The sequence below is a fragment of the Amycolatopsis sp. NPDC059021 genome, assembly GCF_042739895.1.
Taxonomy (GTDB): Bacteria; Actinomycetota; Actinomycetes; order Mycobacteriales; family Pseudonocardiaceae; genus Amycolatopsis.
This window is the reverse complement of record NZ_JBHYIQ010000032.1, coordinates 50,897-69,917: the sequence shown is the minus strand read 5'-3', so window position 1 is coordinate 69,917 and position 19,021 is coordinate 50,897. Positions and strand designations below refer to the sequence as shown.

Here is a 19,021-nt window from a genome sequence, read left to right as displayed (position 1 = left end):
ACCTGCAAGAACATTCGATCTCGGTTCCCTACCGAAGACTGTCGCTAGGGAACCGGGTGCCACCCTGACCACGGCCGTGAGCCTCCCCGCCCCCGCAAGCAGGCGAGTCAGTGAGCAGCCTGGTCGGCAAGGTGAGGATTCTCCGAGAACACGCCGTGGCAAACGATGAGCCCCTGGTGCGGGCGGCACCAGGGGCTCATGCTCGTTTCATTCCTCGATCAGCGAAGCACGGTCAGGAAGGCCCTGAACGCTTCCGGCTCGACCGTCAGTTGGCCACCCTTCCGGTCCTTGGTGTCGCGCAGGCGTACGTGCGTGCGATTGAGCTGTGTCTCGACGCACTCGTTCTTGTCGCCGCTGTAGGAACTCGTACGCCAAACGCCGAGCTCAATTTGGCTGCTGCTCATCCATCCTCAACTCGTTCAATACCGATCCGATGAGGTCTGCTGACGCATCCTCCGGCAGTGCCGTGTGCTCGGCCACGTAGTCGAACGTGTCAGCAAGCCCCTGTACGTCGTGGGATTCTTCCACCGTCTCGCCGCCGCCTGCGTGTTCCAGGTAAGCCATGGGCGGCTCGTCGTCCGGGAAGTACAGGAGCACCGCCGGGCTTGTGGCCCAAGCGCCACGCTCAAACGGCACGACCTGGATGGTCACGTGATCCCGCTGGCCCGTGGTGAGCAGGTGCTCAAGCTGTTCGATCATGACTTCGCGCCCGCCAACGAGTTGCCGTAGGAGGGCTTCGCCCATGATCACGTGCAGGTGCAGCGGGTTGTCGCCTTCCAAGAGCTGCTGGCGGCTACGCCGCTCGTCGGCTGCCCGCTGCGCCTGCTCGTCTCCCTGGATGTTGGTGGGCGCAGCTGACCGCAGGGCGTCCGCGTAACCGGGCGTCTGCAAGAGGCCGGTGATCGCGCCGACGTTGAACGCCTTCTCTCCGTCGGCGTCGAACTCGTCGCGTCGGAACGCGAGGTAGCTCGGCGACAACCCTTTGCCGTGCTCGATGGTGATGGGTTTCTGGCGGGCTGCCTCCCAGAGCCTTGACACCTCGGCCTCATCTTCGGGCGAGGCTTGGTAGGCCATGAGCAGGCTGGCGATCGTCGGCCACGGCGGACGACTCTTTCCGGCTTCGAGCCGGGAGATGGTGGGTTCCGAGATCTTGAGGCGCTTCGCCACGACCGCCTGTGTCAGCTTGCCTGGCACGCGCTCGCGAAGCGCGGCCATCTTCTTGCCCAGCCTGCCCTTACGGCGAGTCCATTCCGCACTCATGCGCACACCCTAACGACCACTCGAATCTCTTCGTCGACTTCAACGCAACTGTTGCGGTGTAACTTGCACCGCGTAATAATACTCCGTGCCGGTGCCGCTGGTGTACAGAACGATCCGATCCGGCGGAGTCGGCAAAACGGCAGGTAGGAGCGACATGGAATGCTCCGCGCTCGCTCCTACCTGTCCGAACCGGAACGGAGGGGACGATGGCGGATGTAGGTGAGATGCCTGCCACCTCAAAGTGCAATCTGGCTCACCGCACCTACGCGCGGGCGTCCGCGCCTTGCGACCTCAGCGGGCCTCGGACCAAGCCTTGTCGCGGCGAACAGCAGCTCCGGCCAATCGTGATCGTGCTGCCCACTCGCTTGCACCTCGACACCGTCGGAGTCGTGGCTCGTAGGACGGAGGAGGCGGTCTTGGCAGGCTCCCGCGGACGCCCGGTGTCCACGGTGCTCGTGGACACCGACGACCGCCCGGAGGATGCAGCGCGAACGCAGGAAGTGTTCGCGGCATGCGGGCTTCGTGCTGAACGTTTTGTGGTGACGATGCCGTCGGCGACGTGGGGCGCGGCGGTGACGCGCGGCCTCCGGCACGGTCTGCACCAAGGTGCCGACGCCATCGTCATCGCTGATCCCGAGGTTCCGGCGGACGTGGATGCGCCCGCGGCCGAGTCCGCGATGGCTGCGGCGCTTCACGAGTTGCCGTTCATCCCGAACACGGGAGTGGTGAGCTGCCCGTTGCGAACGCCGTGGTGGCAGCAGCTCCTGTCCTTGCACGTGCTGCGGCCGTTGTGCGCGCCCGCGCTCGGCCGCCCGTTGCACGACTACCGGGCTCGCACTCTCGTGCTCACCGCCCCGGTCGCCGCCGCCGCTCTCGCTCCCCGCTGGGGCCTGGAGCGCTTGACGTGGGAGACCGGGCACGGGCTGGCGATCATCGCCGCCGCCCGCCACATCGGTCTCGGTGTCTCCGAGACACAGCTGCGCCGTCCCGATCCGGAAGCCGTCCAGCCGACGCGAGCACTGATCGACCAAGCCGAGGCGGAGGCGATTCTGCCGACCGCGCTGCAGCTCGCGGGGATGGAGCCACCGCTATACCGGCCGCCGCAGGGCCGCCACAGCTGGACCGGTGACCTGACCACGAGCCCGCCGCCTCCGGCCAGCTTGCGGGCGGCGATCGCCTCGGCGCTCGACACCGAGCCCGGTGACACGGCTTACGTCACGCGCGGCACCGCCGCAGGGTGGCCTGGCCCGCTGGTCGAGGCCTGGCATGCCGCCCGCACCCACCACCCCCACCTCTCGACGATCACTCAGCGGCTCTGGCGCGCGTATCTCGCCCGCCTCACCGGGTGGTTGCCGACCACGATCACGCCCGGTGTCTCCGTCGACGTGCCCGCCGGGTCCGTCACCGCCGCCGCGCGGGCGTTCCTGGCCGCCACGAGCCCGACCAGCCTCGGGCCCTACGTCGCCGCCACCCCGCACCCTGACCGGGAGCCCTCATGATCGACACCCTGCTTCGAGACACCGCGACCGCCGAGGCCTCCGCAGCCACGGCGCCAGTTCCCCCGGACGTCGGCGAGACCGGCCGGGTTCTGTATCTGCAGCGCGAGCACGATCACCGTCATTCCCTCCTCCCGAGCCCGTTCCGGGTCGCGCAAGCGCTGCTCGGTGACCCGCACCCTTACGAGTCCGAGCAGCACGTGCTCAACCAGCTGTGGGACGTCGTCCCCGTGCCGGGCGAGCTGGCTTTGGCGCCGTATCGCTGCCATGGCCGGGTTGTGCGCTACCTGGCCGCCCAAGCCGGTCACCGGCGGTTCGTCCTCGCCGACCTCACCGTGCCCCCGCCGAGCCTGACCCCGCTGCACGCGGAGGTGCATCGCTACACCGGTGACGCCACGACGGTCTACGTCGGTAGTGATCCGATGGCGCTGACGCACGCTCGTGCGTTGCTGGCCGAGCCGTGCGTGGCCGTCGAGGACGGGAACGTGCTCGACCCGGACACCGCGATGACCGCCGCGGCCGAGCACCTCGACTTGAGCCTTCCCGTCGTGGTGCAGCTGGGGACCGCGATCAGCCATTGCAACGATCGCACCGCCACCGCGATGCTCACCCGCTATGCGCACCTGCTGGCCCCGGGCAGTGTCGTGATCGTCTCGGCCTACACCGCCCCGGCGGCGGGCCCGCGCGCGAGGATCGCCCGCGCCGTCGCCGACATCCATCACCGCCACGGGCTCGGCCCGATCCGGTTCCGGCCGATCGCCGCGCTCGACAACCTGCTGCCCGGCAACATGATCCCGCTGCCGTCGGGGCCCGGACGGGCGCCGGGTGGGTTCGTCTCGTGCGATCGCTGGTGGCCTACCGGCCCCCGAATCGACTCCGGCCCCGTAAGCCCCGCTGCAGGCATGGTCGCCACCGTGGCGGTGACGATCCCATGACCACACCGGCACACCGCACCGACGCGCCCCCGACCGGCACCGAGCAGATCACCGCCATCCCCGCCGCCCCTGTCCGCGAGGACCACCTCGATGAGTATCGGCGGCGAAGCCCCGAGCAGCGGCGCGGTCCGGGATCGGGAGGTCCTGCTCCGTGACCGTTCTTGTGCGCGCCGCGGCCGCGCACCCATGCCGATCCGCTGCTTCGCTGCCTGGTGTGGCTTGCCGTAGGGCGCCCCGGGCGGTGCCGGGATCGGCGCTCGCTCCGACGCACCGTGACCCGGTGCCAGGGCGAGCCCGGTTCCCGATGCCCCGGGCGACATCGGGGCGTGGGAACCGCAGGTCCGGCGTTCGGCCGCGTGTCGCCTTCCCAGGCGGCCGGAAGCCGGACCACAAACGAATCCCGCCACGCAACCATAACTATCCACAAAGGACTTAAAACACGACGGAACGGCGACAGCGCAGCGCATCCCGCTCACCACACAAGGCACGTCTGACCGTCCACACCTGACCTAACCGCACACGCACTCCCCGGACACGTGAGCACACGTTTGCTCACGTGGCACCCCGTCGCGCTCAAAAGTCGTCAGAAATCCCGCACTGTCAAGGAAACGTCATGCCTTCACTGCCTTCACCTCATGCCCGGATCGCGCTCGCTGCCGCTGTCACGCTGGTGGCAACGGTCACCGCGGGCTGTCATCTCAATTCGCCGGAAACCTTGGATCACTACCGCGAGATGCTCACCGCGACCTCCGGCGCCGCTCCCCCTGCTGCGCCCACACCCCCAGCCACGGCCGCGCCGCCGGCCTCCGGCTCGCTGTCCGCCCGGTCCTCTCCGGCGTCCTCCGGTGTGGCCCCGTCGGCGTCGTCACGGTCGGCTGGTCCGCTGGCGCGGCGGGATCCGTGCAGCCTGCTGTCGCCGGAGGACGCCCGCGAGTTGCACATCCCCGCGCCTGGTGTCCCCGTCCCGGAGCGGTCGCTGTGCGGATGGCCCGTCGACCAGCCCGCGAACGTCGGCTACGGCGTCGCGATCGTCAGCGGCGCAGGTGCGCTCCCAGCAGGGACCACAGAGATGATCGGCACCCACCGTGCTGTTGTCCTCCCCGGCAAGAACGGCACGTGCAAGGTGGTGTTCGCGGTCGGCGATGCCCAGGTCGTGCCCATCTACAGCAATCCCGCTGTCGGTGCCGACTTGTGTGGGCGGGCGCGCGAGTTCGCCGCGCGGATCGAGCGGAACCTCTGACGATGAAAGACTTCCTCGACGCCCCTTCGGCTCTGGATAACGGGTTTCGTGTCGCCGTAGTGGCACTCCTGAGCGCGGTCGCGGCCGCCGTGGTCACCCTGGCGACGGCCCCGGGACCGCAGGACGCATCGTCCACTGTGGACATCAGCCGGTACACCGCCGCCCCGTGCACCGCCTACCCGAAGCCGCTGCAGCACCGCCACGAAGCCGGGTCGCCCCGCGCCGACGGTCGCGGCTGCCACTGGCGACGCGACCTCGCCGGCGGCATGACTCACACCGTGGATTTCGTCCGGCAGCCGCTGGGGCAGTACTACGAACAACAGCACGTACTGCACCGGCGTATGGACGACTTCGCGGTACGGCACAGCATCGACGGCCGCTCCGCACTCCTGGAGATCACTCCCGACCAGCCGCCGAACTGCCGGGCCTCCATCGCGGCGAGCGACAGCAGTTATGTCCAGGTCGGTTTCCAGGTGAGCCCAGACAGCACCGCCACCACCGCCAGCGCCTGCACCGCGGCCACCGATTTCGCGCGCTTGATCTTGGATTTCGCGCCGGATCCCGGCGCCGCGCCGAGCGCCTGAACAGTCCTCCTTTTCCGTAGTGGTTCTTCTCCCTGTCAGGACGACGTCTCATGACCGACACGAATCCCGCACCACCGAACGACTTGTCCACCACCGGTGCGGCCGCATCCCGCCCCGGCGACTGCGACCGGACGGCCTCAGCGCGTGTGGAGAATCCCGCGTGCGCCCTGGGGCAGTGTGTCCTCGCCCAGGACTACCGGTTCCGTGAGGCGGTGTGGTCCCTCGCCACTATGTGTCCGGTGCTGCTTGTCCTGGCCGCAGGCGCACGATATCTGGCCGTCGACCCGGTCGTGGCACTCGCCTGCGGCGAGCTGTTCCGTCCTGTGTGGACGGTCCTGTTGGAAGGCCTGCTGGTGCTCGACATAGTGCAGCTGGCACGAGCGGTGGCCATCTCGCCCCGGGCTCTCCTGCTGCGTGACGCGGTGCGGTGCGCGCGGACAGCACCTACCGCGCGCACTGGGCACCGGTTGGTCGACGCGCTGCGCGCCTGCGCTACCGCTGATCGGTTCTGGGGCGCTGCGAGCTGGCTGGTGTTTCTCGGCTACCTCGCCATTCCCGTCGTCAGGATCAGCGGTCACGCGACCACGGAGCCGCAGTTGCGTCCGACGCTCGTGGAAAGCTTGGCCTTCCTGGCGGTGTTGATCGTCTTCCGAGGTCTGGCTCTCGCTCTCCGCTCTTCGGCCTGGCGCACCGCGGCCCTGTGCCTGTCGCCACCGGCAGTACCGGCCAGGGCCGGACGCGGGTGGGCGTCGTGAGCGCGCGTGTCGCCCTCCCCGCCGCGCCGCGGCCGCGCGTGTGCCGGGGGCGGGTGCGGTTGTCGCGGTCGCGGACCGACCTGGCGTGGCAGCAGCTGGAGCCGCGTACCGACCGGGATTTTCTGCACGCGGTGCTGACCTGCTGTGCGCTGGCCGAGGCGGTGCCGCCGCTGGCCTGCCCAGATCTGTCCGCGCGCCGGATCCGCGCGATCACACTGGCGGCGCGTCAGCAGTACACCCCGCTCCAGCTGCTGGACTGGCCTACCCGCGTCACCGTGCAGTGGTATCCCCGCTGGGACGCCGCCCGGCACACGACCAAAGCCCACTACGCCGATCTCCTCGACGAGCGGCTGCCGGGCTTCGACGACCTGGACCGGTTCGTTGTGCGGCTCGGGGGCGCGCGATGACCGGCCCGGAGTTGTCGGAGTTCGATGCCGCCGTCGACGCGCTCCTGCGCGCCGGGTACCTGGAGATCCCGGTCCTGGCCCAGCCACCTCGCGCGCCGCGCACACCCCGCGAACTGTCCTCAGAGGACGTCGCGGTGCTCCAGTTCGTCAAAGCACTGCCCGGCGGTGAACTGGATGTGGTGATCGTCTACGACACCGAGGACTGCTGGGCATACCGCCTCGCCGCCAGTACCGCGCCGGTCCGCCACCGCGACCGCATGAGTCTCCACTGGGGCGACACCGGGCCCGCTGCCGCGGTGATCACCGCGCTGCTCGGGCTACCCGCCGCGCCGGATTTTCCCGCGCCCCGTTGCCCCGCCGACGCCCCGGGGCGACCCTGCCCCCGACCGGCGACACAGAGACCTACGACTGGTTCGGCCCCGAACACGCGTAGATCCCGCCGCCGTGTCCGCGTCGCAGGCCGCCCCACGACCACCGCGACGTCCCGGGCCCGGTCCTTCCCGTCATCGACGCGCGGTGATCGCGCGCACCCTCTGACTGCGAAAGGCATTCCCATGACCGCGATCTCCTACGAGACGAAGCTGCTCGACGCCCTGACCACCCATCCCCACGGTGTCACGGTGGAAACGCTGGCCCGGCTCGTCGGCGCCGAGCGCGACGCCGTCTACCCCAGCTACCACGAACTGCACACCAGCGGACAAATCGTGTCCCAGTTCGAGCGACGCGAGAACGACGAGTGCGACCGCCGCTACGTCTACCTGCCCGCCAATCTGCCCGCCAGGCACCGTGCGGCACAGCCCGGGGCGTGCGCTCCGCAGTTCGTCGCGGCAGGCCAGTGATGGACGCCGCGACCCCACCCCCACACGAGCCCCGCGCCGTGCCCGGCGTCGACGGCGACCAGCCGGGGCGCCTGGTGCAGACCGCCACCGTGTACGGGGACATCCATGTCCACGGCGACGGACCGGACGCGATCCCGCTGTGGCGGATGCCGGTCCCCCGGCAACTCCCACCGGCCGACGGGGTGTTCGTCGACCGGGCCACCGAACTGGCTCGGCTGCGCGAAGTCATGCCCCGCAAGGGAGCCGCCCCAGTACCGGTGTTGATCAGCGGCGTGTACGGCATCGGCAAGACCACGCTGGCGGGCCGGGCGCTCGCGGCGGAGACCGACCGGTTCCCGGACGGGGTGCTGTATGCCGACCTGCGCGGCGTGGGCAGGCCCGCCGGGAGGTCACTCACCGAGGTCGTCGCCGGGTTTCTGTGTGCTCTCGGGGTCGCGGCCGACGACGTCCCCGCCGATCGCGAGGCGGTGCTGGCGCTCTACCGCTCGGTCACCGCGACCCGCAGGCTCGCGGTGCTGGCCACCAACGCGACCACCGCCCACGACGCGGAAACCCTGTTCCCGGCGGGGCCAGGAAGCCTGCTGCTGCTCACCACCCCGTACCTCGCCGGTGACCTGCATACCTGGGGCGGTGCGCGGCTGCGCCGGCTCGAGCTGGGCCCGCTCGCGCCGGGCCCGGCCTGGGAGCTGCTGCGCACGCTCACCGGCGACGACGCCCGTCTCGAGGCCGACCCGGCCTGCGCTGCCGCGCTGATCGACGCCACCGGCGGCCACGCCCGCTCCCTGACCGTGCTGGCCCAGCACCTGGTCACCCATCCGCGCCTGTCCCTGTCCGCGCTGGCCTCGGACATCACCTCCGTCGCCGAGAACCGGTCTCGCATGCCGCTGTGGAAGGAGCAGCTGGTGCCCTCGATCCTCGACACCGCCTACGCCGCGCTCGGGCCCGCCGCCGCGCGCGCCTTCCGGCTGCTGGCCCTGCACACCGGGCCGTGGCTCACCGTCGAGGCCGCCGCCGCGCTGCTGGACCACACCCCCGCCGAAACCCAGTCCCTGCTGGATGGTCTCGTCGCCGCCGGCCTGCTCACCCTCCACGGTGGCGGCCGGTACGGCTTCGACGGCCTCACCCAGCACTACGCCCTCGACTACGCCCGCCAACCCGGCGTCAACGACCACGAGCAGGCCGCGCGCCTGCGGCTGGCCACCTACTACCTGCACACCCTCACCGCCGCCGACGCCGTCGTGTCCGCCCACCGGCCGCACCTGTCCCCCGCCTACGAGCAACTCACGGACTGGCGGCCGTTCACCGGCCGCGCGCACGCGCTCGCCTGGATCGAGTCCGAAGTGGACAACCTTCGGGCGATCATCCATTCCTGTCACACGATGTGCTGGTGGCCGCTGTGCTGGCAGCTCGTCGAAGCGATGTGGGGCTACCTGCTCGACCGCCGCCCGCTCGAGCTGTGGCGGCGCATCCACGAGTGGGGCCTGCCGGCCGCCGAGCACGACGGGAGTTCGCGCGCCACGGCGCGGATGCACCTGCAGACCGGCTACCTGGATCTGATCACCGACGACCCATTCCCCGCGTATCTGCATTTCATCGCCGCGCTGCACCTGGCCATCGACGCCGCCAACACCACCCTGGAAGCCTCCGCGCGCGAGCACCTCGCGCTGGCCATGCTCCAGCGGGGCCGCGGCGTCGCCGCGCTCGCGCACATCGGCGACGCCATCCGGCTCACCGACCCGGTCACCGAACCCCGGGCGATGGCGGTCTATCAGCGGCGGCTCGGCGAGACCCGCCTGGCGATGGGGATGCCGCACAGCGCGGTCCCCGCCCTCGAACGCGCCGAACAGATCTCGGTGCGGCTCGGGGACTTCGTGCAGTGCGCGCGGGTACGCACCCGCCTCGGCCAAGCCCACACCGACACCGGCAACCCGGCCCGGGGCGCCGAGATCCTGCGCCACGCGATCACCGACCTGGCCACCGCGCGCGCCACCACCGACCACGCCGACGCCCTCGAACACCTCGCGCACGCCCTGCGCGACAGCGACCCCGAGGAGGCCCGTGAGCACCTGGTCGCCGCGTTCGCGCTCTACCACGACCTGCACGACGGCCACGGCCTGCGCCGCACCCACGCCGCCCTCGAAAACCTCGGCTCCGCCCCGAACCCGGGGCAGCCATGACCCTCACCGCCGACCGCGCCCCGGCGCCGGCCGCGTTGCCCCGTCGCCGTCCCAACACCGCCGGGTCGGCGGCGCGGCCGCGTCGCGCACCGCCGGGGACGCAGCTGTATATGCCGCGGACCCGGCGGGAGGCCGCGCTGGCGATCTACCAGACCGGCTGTCGCTGCGCCCGCCCTTGGATCTGGCCTCGCCTGCGCGAATGGGAGGCCGCGCTCGTGGCCGAAGGCCGGTGGCTCGGTATGCGGCTCGTCGTCGAGCACCTGCCCGAGTACCGGATGTCGGTGGCCTACCGCGACGCCGACGGCGCCCCCACCTTCCGTGACCTCCGCTTCTACGCCCTGCTGCTGCGGCAGTGGCACACCGCCCATCACGCCGACACCCCCGTGGAGCCCGCATGCCCGCCCAGCCCGACACCGTCCGAGAACACGACATCGGCCTCGCCCCGCACCCCCACCAATGGGGCCCCGGATTCGCCGACCACCGCTACCCCGGCGACCACCTCACCGCCCTCACCCAACGCCCCGCCAGTAGCGGGCCGCGGCTGACGATCCTGGCCGCCGGTTTCGACGACACCGCCCACCGGTGTCTCATCCCGCCCGGCTACGACGCACCCGAGCCCCCCTGCCGGGACGCCGTTCCTGTCTCGCGCCGCGACGAGAACATCGCGACCACAGTGGACAATCCCGCGCCGGTGATGCCCGGCATCCGTGCCTGGAGCGCACAGCGCGGATGGCGCGTCGACCAGCACGGACGGCCCCTCCATCCGCACCACGTGGTGCTGGCCGCCCCGGGGCTCGGGCTGCCCACCGGGCTCGGCACGTCCACCTGGTGGGGCGAAAACGTCCGTGTCGAGGTCGTACTCACCGCGCCGGGCCGCATCCTGCTCACCGACCACGACACCGACCCGGCCCTGTTGGGCGGTCCCAGCACACCGGCCGACTACTACCTCACCCACGCCCAATGGAAAGCGGGCCGGCGCCCGGTGACGTGGGCGGGGATCGAGGTCGCCGCGCGCCGCATCGTCACCACCACAGCCGGTATCGCCGTCCCCAGCGACGCCACCGCCGTGCTCGTCCGCGCCGAACGCCCTCTCACCCCGGCGATGACGTTCCACGCCTGGACGTGCGTGTACACCGTCCATCTCCAGCTGCCGCGCCTGCCCACCGCGACCGGGCCCGGCGTGCACATGGTCACCGAAACCCGGCTCCGCCGGCAGCTGATGCCGTGCATGCACCGCGGCCACCGCGACGCCCTCGACGCGGCACTGCACTAACTCCGCCAGACCACCGCGCCCGGCCGGCCACAGCAACTCCACCGGCCAGCCCGTCGGAGCGCCGAGGCACGTGTTCGCCGTCCTCACCAACTGTCCGCCACTGCCGTCGCCCCAGGGAACCACGCCTCCTGCCGTGACCTCCCTCGCGGACAACCCGCGCGACGTCACCCCGGCGACGGCATCCCGGCGCCCCACCACGACGCCCCGGCCCTGGCGTTCACAGGTTTCCGGGCCACCCCCGGCCCGGAATGTCCACACCACACAGAAAGACAGGAATCCCTTTTGTCCACCAGAAAAACCGCCATCCGCGCCGCGGCCACGGCGCTGGCGCTGAGCGGCCTGTTTAGTGCCACCGTCGGCACCGCCCATGCCACCGACGACTCCGGCGGCGCGCGGACCCGAATCGTCGGCGGGCACGCGGCCACCGTCCCCACCCCTTGGATGGTGTGGATGGATTTCGACGCGCCGCAAGACCACCTGTACGGCAAACCGTTCTGTGCCGCGACTCTGGTCTCGCCCCGCATCGCCCTCGGTGCCGCGCACTGCGCCAGCGAGAAGATCACCGGAATCCCGGTGTCGCACCGCAAAATCAAAGCCAGGGTCGGATCGCAGGACCGCACCCGCGGCGGTGAGACCGCCGCCGTGGCCCGGGTCGTTTTCGGTCACGACTGGCGCGACGGGGCCGGCGACCCGATGGGCGATGCCGCGGTCTACGTCCTCGACCATCCGGTCGAGGCGCAGACCATCCAGATGGCCAGCACCTCCCCCGACGTCGGGGATGAGGTCGTGCTGTTCGGCTGGGGCAAAACCGACCCCAACCCCAAGCGCCAGCGGCAGTTGCCGAAGAACCTGCAGCAGCTGGAAACCACCGTGGTGGCACCACAGCGCTGCACCGACGGCACCAGCGGCGAACTATGCCTCGACAACCCCGACGGCTACGCCGGCCCCGGCCCCGGGGACTCCGGCGGACCCGCCGTCCAATACATCGACGGCGTACCCAAGCTGGTCGGGATTTGCAGCCGTGGCACCGGATCCCCCGGCACCACCGCCAACTCCTACACCGAAGTCGCCAGCGGCCAGGTCCGCCAGCTCGTCCACGACGAGGCCATGAAGGACTACGCGCTCGCCGCGTGACCTGAGCGGGGTGCCCGGCCTCGGGCACCCCGCTCCCGCACCTTTCCGCCACCACATCGAGAAAGCCGCAACCATGCGAACACACCGCATGCCCACACCAGCTCCGACAACAACCAAACCGCACCCACCACACCCACATTCCATCTCTGTCCACAATGGATATATTGGATGCGGGCAGTGAACCGCCGGCGCGCCACCACCATCGGCGCTACCGCGCTCGTGCTCACCGCAGCCGTCGCCGCGATCCTGCTCGCCGACGCCCCCGCGACCGCACCGGCCACACCACCAACACCGAACACAACCAGCAACGAACAACACCGGCCCTCCGAGCCGCCGCCCCCACCAGTGACCGATCCGCTGGACATCCACCACTTCCTCACCTCCCCCTGCGACGCGCTCGCCCACGAGTACGCCGTCACCCTGCTCGGCGAGCACGTCATCTCACGCCCGGACCCCGCTGTCGCCGACGGCCCCGTCTGCCTTCTCGCCTCCACGGACCCCGGCATCCCGTCGGGTGTCATCCGGCTCGAGGTGAGGTTTCCGGTCCGCGGCGACGCGCCCACGGTCGCCGAGCTGTACGCCCAGCAGCACCGGTATGCGCTGTTCGAGCCGCTCCCGCCGATCCTCGGCTATCCCGTCGCCGCCTACGGGCAGCGCGACGACCGCGCCACCGGGCAGTGCCGGGTCACCGTCGCGGTCAGCGACACCGCCCGGTTCGACGTCGACCTCGTCATGCACGACTCCGCGCGTACCCCTCCGTGCCTGAGGGCACGCGACGCCGCGGCCGCCGTCATCAGCACGCTGCACACGCGCTGACCCCGCACCACAACCACCGGTCACGTCCGCCCACAACACCAGCCGGGCAGCCGCGCTCCCATCCAACCCGACTACCACAGGGGATCCCCCATGATCACAACGTTCGCCGAGCAGGCCACGAATCCTGGTTCCGTCAACGAAAGCCATGTATTCCACCAACTCCGCCGCCACCCCTGGGAGGAGTGGTACTTCCTCCGCGAGTTCAGTGTGCTGGGCGTGGTCTACCTGCGCTGGTGGCCCGAGCACCTCGACGTCGCCATCAGCCACCCCCACGGCCTCGTCCACGCCTCCCGCGCGCCCGCCGACGACGATCTCGCCGACCCGTTCGCCACCGACCTCGCCTATTGGCACACCAGCGGACCACCGGCCACGGCCATCGGCGCGCTACTCACACTCCCCAGCCCCAACCGGACCCCGCACCGCGATCCCTACCCCACGACCGCCTGCCGCATCCCCGACGACTGGCGCACCGCGACACGCACCCTCATCACCCCCGAAGACAGGAGCTGGTCATGACCCGCCCGCACACCCAACCCCCAACCTCACCGTCCACACCGGACACCACGATGCACGCCCTACGTCACATCGCGGCGGCCCACCGAACCGTACTGTTCCTCGTCGTAGCCGCCGCGCTCGTCAGCGGCTGCGCTCCCCGCCCCCAGCCCAGCCCGGCACCGACCACATCGCCCCGAACACCCACGCCTCCCTACGCAGGCGCCCCCGCCGTCCCGAAGCCACTCCCGATCGCCGTGCTCGACGGAGGACCGTGCACCGCACTGACCCAGCAGCAACGCATCGCCGCACTCGGCAAAGACGCCACCACCGCCAAACCCAGCCATCTCGACGGGATCGGACCAAAATGCGTCTGGGACGCGAAAGAAAGCGGCGCCAAAATCACCATCTACTACGTCACCGAACCCCACGCCGGGCTCAGCGGCCTCTACCAGAACTCGAAACCACAATCCGCCGTCTGGAAACCGACCGAGATCGACGGGCACCCAGCAGTCGCCTACCTCACCCACCAAGGCCCGGACCCGAAAGACGCGTGCGCCGTCGCGATCGGCATCACCGACACCGTCACCATCGAAGTCACCATCAACCTCGGCAACCGCGCCCTCACCCACCACGCCGACCCATGCGAACTCGGCATCACCCAAGCCACCGGCGTACTCGCCACCCTCCGAGAACGCCACTGAGGACCATCCCAGAACTCGACGGCGCTGACCGTCCGACAAAGGCCGCCTCCGCAGGCCCCGGTACCAGGTGGCAACCGTCCTCAAAGGAGGGCTCAGGCAATGCAAATCATGCTGGGATGCACCACATCGGTCGAAATCACGCACTGTCCCCGGCGATATGGTCAAGCGAGCACCCGATCGCTGCTGTCGCCGAGCCCGGCACGGACTCGGGCCGGACTGCACCGCATCGGCCGCCGAGGTCGACGCCGCTGCGCAGACGTAGTTCCGACGCGAACGCGACGAGAGTTTCTCAAAGGCCTCCGGACGAGCTGAGTCCTCCCTTTTTCTTCCTGTACCAAAAGAATGTCGAGGTGTACCGGTCATGATGATGAGAGTTCGTTCGGTCGGTCCGAGGGTCGCTGCCTACGCTCTGCTCGGCCGCGATGAACAATTGCTCATTCGTGACAACGGCGAGGCTGGCTGTTCGCTGCCTGGTACTGCGGTCCGCGACGGCGACCACATCGAAGCAGCCCTGTGCCGAGCCATCGCCCAACAGCTCAACGTCACCCCGAGCGCCGCGGACTTCTGCACGGTGGTCGAACACGACATCACGCTCGACGGGCACGGGCCAGCAACGGAAATCGCGTTCCTCTTCGACGTCACACTCGTCGACCAGCACACCGACTACGACATGTGGCCGCCCCCATTCCGATGGAGCACCGGCCACGACCTCACCACACTGCAACCACTCGCCATCCGCACGCTGTGGCGCCGAGGGCAACTGTCCGTCGCAACACCGTGGCACGCTTGGACTCCCTCAACGCGGTCATGATGCGAACGACGACCTTGCCCTCATCGCCCCTCGCTCTCCGCCGTACGCGCGGCCTGACCGCTTGCCGTCGCTGCGCGACGTCCGGCACCACGCCGGCAGTGTGTTGCGTTTTGGGACCGACAGGCGACTGTGGTTGTGTCGGCACACGACTTTTGCGGAAACCGCTCGGCGGACTCGCTATTGGACTGATCGATCGCGGGCTCGAACGGAGGCGTTGCCACCAGCCTGTCGCTGGCCGCCGAGCTGCATCATGGACGTGAATCCTGCGACGCGCGTGGAGCGTTAAGGTACAGGCCTTGTCCGCGCGGGGAGGGTGGTTGCCTTGCGGTCACACTGTGCGTTGTACGTCGACGCCGGCTATCTGCTGGCCGCCGCGGCGACGAGGATCACCGGGACTTCGCTGCGCAGCGGTATCGAGGTCGACCACGAACGGCTCATCAAGGCGCTCGTAGCTCGCGCCACGGAGTGCTCCGGGCTGCCCCTGTTGCGTGTCCACTGGTACGACGCCGCCGCCAACGGCGTGCCGAACCGGACGCAGGAAGAAATCGGCCTGCTCCCGAAGGTCAAAGTGCGGCTGGGACGCATCGGCGTCGACGGCGAGCAGAAGGGCGTGGACCTGCGCATCGGGCTCGACATGGTCGCGCACGCACGCAACGCCGCGGTCGAGGTGATCTTCCTCGTGTCCGGGGACGACGACCTGAGCGTGGCGGTCGAGGAAGCACAGGCACACGGCGCGCAGGTGTCGGTTCTGGCCGTCCCCACCCGCGAGGGCGCTGCCCACGGTGTCAGCCGGCATCTGCTGCGCGCGGCCGACGGGCTCGAACTGCTCGCCGCAGACGACCTCGACGCGGCCCTCACACCGCGAGGGTCTACTACTCCCGCATCGGCCAGCGCAACATCCGCGCGGTCAGACGTGCCGTCTCCGTCCCTACTCGCCCACCGCGCGCGCCCCGCCACCCCTGGGCGACCCACGCCGTCCGCTCTCGACACCGGCACGCCGGCGCGCACCCATGCGGCGCTCGTCTGCTCGAGCAGCACCAGTTCGGGCACTGCGCTCGCACCAGGATTCAGGACGGTGGAGGACGTCGCCGAGCCCATCGACGAGGTCGTCAGTCGTGTCCTGAAGACGTGGCTCGGTAGTGCCACACCCCACGAGCAGGCAGAGTTAATCGCCAACCGCCCGTCGATCCCGCGCGATATCGACCGGGCCCTGCTGCAGGATCTGTCCGACGTTCTGGGCGTCTACGACCTGAACGACGTTATCCGGCACGAGCTGCGTGCCCGATTCTGGCGCGAACTCGACGAGAGCGCACGCGCCTGACGCCGATGTCGTCAATCGGGTCCGACGCCAACGGGGGTCCACAGTAGACAGCAGCAGGTTCCATGCCTGACGACTCCGGGCCTGCGCAGCCAGTGCTGCCCTGGTGTGTCGAGCTTGCTCCCGTACACAGTGGATCGGCGCCGTCGACGCGGTGACTAGCGCTACACACGAGAATAACCATATGCATCCTCTTGACTACACTATGAAGCCCCTACGATAAGGTGAACCCCGCGCTGCGGGACCGCCCGCGGAGGGGGTGGTGGGGCACGATGGCGCCGTGGCCCACTCCTCTCCTGTCCCCCAGCCTCGTCTGCCCGGCTCGGAGCGCCTGGCGTCCGCGCGCGTCGATGTCCGGGGCAAGGGCCAGTTGCCCCTGACCGCGCGCCGGGCCCTCGGGATCGAAAGCCGGGCCACTCGCCTGGTGGTCCGCATCGACCCGGCCAGCCCCGGCACGGTCGTGCTGGAACACCCGCGCCGGGCCGTGGGGCGGCTGCGCGGCCAGCACGCCGGCGTCGCCGCGGCCTTTTACCGCGGGGCGGTGCCGGACGTGCCCAACGTGCTCTCGCTGTCCGAACAGCTGGAGCAGCCCGTCGTCGTCGACGCGGGCGTGCTCGCCCTGCTCCTCGACCACACCGCACTGGGCGAGGAGGTCGCGGAGCTGATCACGGCGGCCATCGCCACTCACGGCGCCCGGATCGCCGAATGGTCGCTCCTCGAGCTGCGCACTGCCCTGCTCGACCTGCACCGCGGCATCCGCGACCCGGTCGATGCGCTCGAGGACCCCGAGCTCGCGGCCATGGCCGACGGGGCCTTCGGCGAGCTCGCGGCGATCGGTGTCGAGCGGGTCCTGCCCGACCTGGCCCAGGCGGCCGTGCAGACCTCGATCACCGCGCTGACCGCGGGACTGCAGCTCAGCGTCGGCGAAACGCACACCCTGGCCCTCGCGGCCACCACCGGCCTGCCCGCGCTCCTCACCCGGGCACTGCCCGCAGAGCATCCGGTGCTCACCCGCCTGGGCATCACGCAGCTGCCGTTGTGCGAGCCCGTGCCCGCGACACCCGCCGCCACACCCATGCTCGACAACGCGGTACCCCGCGCTCACGTCAGCCACCCCGACGACACCACGAAGCGGCACAGCGACACTCCACCGGTGTCCACAAAGGACCGCCCCGACGATGGTGCGCCAGAACCATTCCTGGACGTCCTGGTTCACGTCCTGAACGTCCGCTGGCACAGCGATACGGTGCCCTGGACCCTGATCCGGGACACCGCGAGCACACGCGGGGCCCGCTACCCGACCCGCGACGCCGTCAGCCGTGCCATCACCGAACATCTCGGCGAACACGCACCGCAGCAGCAGAAAACCCGGACGGGCTGGAGCTATCCGACGATCGAGCTGTGGGCCGCGGTCAACTCCGCCTATCTGCGTGCCGGGCAGGCACCGGCTTTCAACGTCAAACTCGACCTGCTCCGAAAGTTCGTCACCTTCCTCGCCCAGTCGCTGGCCACCCTGGACGCACTCGGCACACCGGTCGAGCACTACACCCAGCGCGCTTTCGTAACCACCCTCCGCGCGAACGACGTCGCCGTCCCCACCCACCTCGTCCCCCGGATGTGGTGGATCCTGCGCAACCACGCCGACGACGCCCGCACCTGGATCACCGCCCTCGACGCGCACGCGACGACATCATGACCGGGCAGCTCGGTCGGGAACGGCGGCACACCGGTCGCGCGGCTACTCTGGACGTCGACCCCGGCGCCCACCTCCCCCTCGGAGCGCCGGGGTCCCCTTGCGAAACAGGACGGACGACGACCGCTACCACCACCGTGTCCAGCGGTAGCGCTCGGACACGGTTCCGGCGGCGACGTGGTGACCGCAGGCGTGCGCGGGTGTCGGTCCGAGCGGGCCGACGCGCGCCCAGAACGCAGTGGCGACCGCGTCGGTGAGGCGGGGTAGCGACGTCCACCGGTAGCCGCTTCCCCGGGCGCGGGCGGCAGCAACTAGTACGCGGCCGACGCCGCGTCGTCGGTGCCGGGTTTCGGTGAGCAGGTCGAGAAAGATCGCGCAGCGGTCGATCGGGCACAGCGCCACGGTGATATGCCCGAAAATCGTTGTACCCCACCGCAGTTCGATAGTTCCGGGCCCCGCGAGCGCGGCGGGCGGGGTGACGACGATTTGCAGCTTGGCTGGGTCGGCGCGGGCGTCGGTGACCTGGTTGGTGACGGTCGTGTCGAACTGTGCCCAGCGGCCGCGGTGCTCGGGCAGGGCGTGGCAGGCTTCGCAGAGGTATTCAGGGGTGCCGTAGTCCTGCGACCAGCCACACCGGACGCCGCCGACGTCGAGCCGGCATCCCCACGGGCAGCGGGACGGGGTGCCGGTGCCGGGTCGGACGGGCACGGTGAGTTCGCGGCCGGGGCCAAGCGCCCCGGCCGCAGGTGCGGTGGTGTCGTCGCCGGGGTGGTGGGTGGGCGGTTCAGCGGAAGTCACGGGAGTCGGCCGCCAGGGTCTTCAGGTCGAGCGGGGTGATGTGGTCGGCCACAATGGACACTGAGCCCTGTCCTGCTTGGGCGATGCCGCGGATGACGAGGGCGTTGTGGTTCGCCAGGACGGCGCGGAAGCGGTTCCACACACCGATGCTGCAGACGATGTTGGCCATCCCGGTTTCGTCTTCGAGGTTGAGGAAGGTGATCCCGCCCGCGGTCGCGGGCCGTTGCCGGTGGGTGACCGCGCCTTCCCTATTAGATGTGCGTGTTGTCGCACGTCGGGAGGAGGTGCC

General features: G+C 70.2%; 19 protein-coding genes and 1 pseudogene. 16 read left to right on the top strand and 4 right to left on the bottom strand.

What is annotated here, in order from left to right; genetic code table 11:
• Window positions 1–218 precede the first annotated feature (218 nt).
• Both ACFWX1_RS20420 and ACFWX1_RS20415 read right to left on the bottom strand, forming a co-directional pair.
• Window positions 219–404, bottom strand: coding sequence for a DUF397 domain-containing protein (locus ACFWX1_RS20420; RefSeq protein WP_378389477.1), 186 nt, complete (start codon window positions 402–404; stop codon window positions 219–221).
• Window positions 385–1,260 (bottom strand): helix-turn-helix domain-containing protein, encoded by an 876-nt coding sequence (locus ACFWX1_RS20415; RefSeq protein WP_378389475.1) that lies wholly within the window; start codon window positions 1,258–1,260, stop codon window positions 385–387. The genes ACFWX1_RS20420 and ACFWX1_RS20415 overlap by 20 nt, the downstream gene beginning before the upstream one ends.
• Window positions 1,261–1,799: 539 nt before the next feature.
• Here ACFWX1_RS20415 and ACFWX1_RS20410 point away from each other — a divergent pair.
• The 16 genes from ACFWX1_RS20410 (at window position 1,800) to ACFWX1_RS20335 (ending at window position 17,937) form a co-directional block, all read left to right on the top strand.
• Entirely contained in the window at window positions 1,800–2,759 is a 960-nt protein-coding gene (locus ACFWX1_RS20410; protein WP_378389473.1) for a hypothetical protein, read from the top strand.
• Window positions 2,756–3,691: an SAM-dependent methyltransferase gene (locus ACFWX1_RS20405; protein WP_378389471.1), complete on the top strand. Its 936-nt coding sequence runs from the start codon at window positions 2,756–2,758 to the stop codon at window positions 3,689–3,691. The genes ACFWX1_RS20410 and ACFWX1_RS20405 overlap by 4 nt, the downstream gene beginning before the upstream one ends.
• Window positions 3,692–4,304: 613 nt before the next feature.
• Window positions 4,305–4,931: a DUF3558 family protein gene (locus tag ACFWX1_RS20400; RefSeq protein WP_378389469.1), complete on the top strand. Its 627-nt coding sequence runs from the start codon at window positions 4,305–4,307 to the stop codon at window positions 4,929–4,931.
• Between the two features lie 59 nt (window positions 4,932–4,990).
• Window positions 4,991–5,515 carry a DUF3558 family protein gene (locus ACFWX1_RS20395; RefSeq protein WP_378389467.1) on the top strand — a complete coding sequence of 175 codons (525 nt, stop codon included), beginning with the start codon at window positions 4,991–4,993 and terminating at the stop codon, window positions 5,513–5,515.
• Window positions 5,516–5,565: 50 nt separating this feature from the next.
• Entirely contained in the window at window positions 5,566–6,270 is a 705-nt protein-coding gene (locus ACFWX1_RS20390; RefSeq protein ID WP_378389465.1) for a hypothetical protein, read from the top strand.
• On the top strand, window positions 6,267–6,677 hold the full coding sequence (locus tag ACFWX1_RS20385; RefSeq protein ID WP_378389463.1) for a hypothetical protein: 411 nt from the start codon (window positions 6,267–6,269) through the stop codon (window positions 6,675–6,677). The genes ACFWX1_RS20390 and ACFWX1_RS20385 overlap by 4 nt, the downstream gene beginning before the upstream one ends.
• Window positions 6,674–7,516 carry a hypothetical protein gene (locus ACFWX1_RS20380; protein WP_378389461.1) on the top strand — a complete coding sequence of 281 codons (843 nt, stop codon included), beginning with the start codon at window positions 6,674–6,676 and terminating at the stop codon, window positions 7,514–7,516. The genes ACFWX1_RS20385 and ACFWX1_RS20380 overlap by 4 nt, the downstream gene beginning before the upstream one ends.
• On the top strand, window positions 7,516–9,693 hold the full coding sequence (locus ACFWX1_RS20375; RefSeq protein ID WP_378389460.1) for a hypothetical protein: 2,178 nt from the start codon (window positions 7,516–7,518) through the stop codon (window positions 9,691–9,693). The genes ACFWX1_RS20380 and ACFWX1_RS20375 overlap by 1 nt, the downstream gene beginning before the upstream one ends.
• Window positions 9,694–10,087: 394 nt before the next feature.
• Entirely contained in the window at window positions 10,088–10,966 is an 879-nt protein-coding gene (locus ACFWX1_RS20370; RefSeq protein ID WP_378389458.1) for an NUDIX hydrolase, read from the top strand.
• A gap of 282 nt (window positions 10,967–11,248) precedes the next feature.
• Window positions 11,249–12,100 carry a S1 family peptidase gene (locus ACFWX1_RS20365; RefSeq protein ID WP_378389456.1) on the top strand — a complete coding sequence of 284 codons (852 nt, stop codon included), beginning with the start codon at window positions 11,249–11,251 and terminating at the stop codon, window positions 12,098–12,100.
• Window positions 12,101–12,268: 168 nt separating this feature from the next.
• The gene (locus ACFWX1_RS20360) at window positions 12,269–12,916 is read left to right on the top strand and encodes a DUF3558 family protein (protein WP_378389454.1); all 648 of its coding nucleotides are present in this window, start codon (window positions 12,269–12,271) and stop codon (window positions 12,914–12,916) included.
• 90 nt (window positions 12,917–13,006) lie between these two features.
• Window positions 13,007–13,432, top strand: a complete 426-nt coding sequence (locus ACFWX1_RS20355) for a hypothetical protein (RefSeq protein ID WP_378389453.1) — start codon at window positions 13,007–13,009, stop codon at window positions 13,430–13,432.
• Window positions 13,429–14,112 (top strand): DUF3558 domain-containing protein, encoded by a 684-nt coding sequence (locus tag ACFWX1_RS20350; protein ID WP_378389451.1) that lies wholly within the window; start codon window positions 13,429–13,431, stop codon window positions 14,110–14,112. The genes ACFWX1_RS20355 and ACFWX1_RS20350 overlap by 4 nt, the downstream gene beginning before the upstream one ends.
• Window positions 14,113–14,473: 361 nt before the next feature.
• Window positions 14,474–14,923 (top strand): NUDIX domain-containing protein, encoded by a 450-nt coding sequence (locus ACFWX1_RS20345; RefSeq protein WP_378389450.1) that lies wholly within the window; start codon window positions 14,474–14,476, stop codon window positions 14,921–14,923.
• 340 nt (window positions 14,924–15,263) lie between these two features.
• Window positions 15,264–16,244 (top strand): NYN domain-containing protein, encoded by a 981-nt coding sequence (locus tag ACFWX1_RS20340; RefSeq protein WP_378389448.1) that lies wholly within the window; start codon window positions 15,264–15,266, stop codon window positions 16,242–16,244.
• 277 nt (window positions 16,245–16,521) lie between these two features.
• Window positions 16,522–17,937: a hypothetical protein gene (locus ACFWX1_RS20335; protein WP_378389446.1), complete on the top strand. Its 1,416-nt coding sequence runs from the start codon at window positions 16,522–16,524 to the stop codon at window positions 17,935–17,937.
• 123 nt (window positions 17,938–18,060) lie between these two features.
• On the opposite strand, the gene ACFWX1_RS20330 is transcribed toward ACFWX1_RS20335, so the two are convergent.
• Together ACFWX1_RS20330 and ACFWX1_RS20325 are read right to left on the bottom strand one after the other, a co-directional pair.
• On the bottom strand, window positions 18,061–18,732 hold the full coding sequence (locus tag ACFWX1_RS20330; RefSeq protein WP_378389444.1) for a hypothetical protein: 672 nt from the start codon (window positions 18,730–18,732) through the stop codon (window positions 18,061–18,063).
• Window positions 18,719–18,964, bottom strand: a pseudogene (locus ACFWX1_RS20325) (OB-fold nucleic acid binding domain-containing protein); the annotation flags it as partial. The gene ACFWX1_RS20330 and the pseudogene ACFWX1_RS20325, both read right to left, overlap by 14 nt.
• Window positions 18,965–19,021: the final 57 nt, after the last annotated feature.

Bases quoted from the DNA above. Each gene is read 5' to 3' on its own strand.
- ACFWX1_RS20420 (WP_378389477.1), bottom strand. From the start codon at position 404: ATGAGCAGCAGCCAAATTGAGCTCGGCGTTTGGCGTACGAGTTCCTAC.
- ACFWX1_RS20415 (WP_378389475.1), bottom strand. From the start codon at position 1,260: ATGAGTGCGGAATGGACTCGCCGTAAGGGCAGGCTGGGCAAGAAGATG.
- ACFWX1_RS20405 (WP_378389471.1), top strand. From the start codon at position 2,756: ATGATCGACACCCTGCTTCGAGACACCGCGACCGCCGAGGCCTCCGCA.
- ACFWX1_RS20400 (WP_378389469.1), top strand. From the start codon at position 4,305: ATGCCTTCACTGCCTTCACCTCATGCCCGGATCGCGCTCGCTGCCGCT.
- ACFWX1_RS20390 (WP_378389465.1), top strand. From the start codon at position 5,566: ATGACCGACACGAATCCCGCACCACCGAACGACTTGTCCACCACCGGT.
- ACFWX1_RS20380 (WP_378389461.1), top strand. From the start codon at position 6,674: ATGACCGGCCCGGAGTTGTCGGAGTTCGATGCCGCCGTCGACGCGCTC.
- ACFWX1_RS20375 (WP_378389460.1), top strand. From the start codon at position 7,516: ATGGACGCCGCGACCCCACCCCCACACGAGCCCCGCGCCGTGCCCGGC.
- ACFWX1_RS20370 (WP_378389458.1), top strand. From the start codon at position 10,088: ATGCCCGCCCAGCCCGACACCGTCCGAGAACACGACATCGGCCTCGCC.
- ACFWX1_RS20360 (WP_378389454.1), top strand. From the start codon at position 12,269: ATGCGGGCAGTGAACCGCCGGCGCGCCACCACCATCGGCGCTACCGCG.
- ACFWX1_RS20355 (WP_378389453.1), top strand. From the start codon at position 13,007: ATGATCACAACGTTCGCCGAGCAGGCCACGAATCCTGGTTCCGTCAAC.
- ACFWX1_RS20350 (WP_378389451.1), top strand. From the start codon at position 13,429: ATGACCCGCCCGCACACCCAACCCCCAACCTCACCGTCCACACCGGAC.
- ACFWX1_RS20345 (WP_378389450.1), top strand. From the start codon at position 14,474: ATGATGATGAGAGTTCGTTCGGTCGGTCCGAGGGTCGCTGCCTACGCT.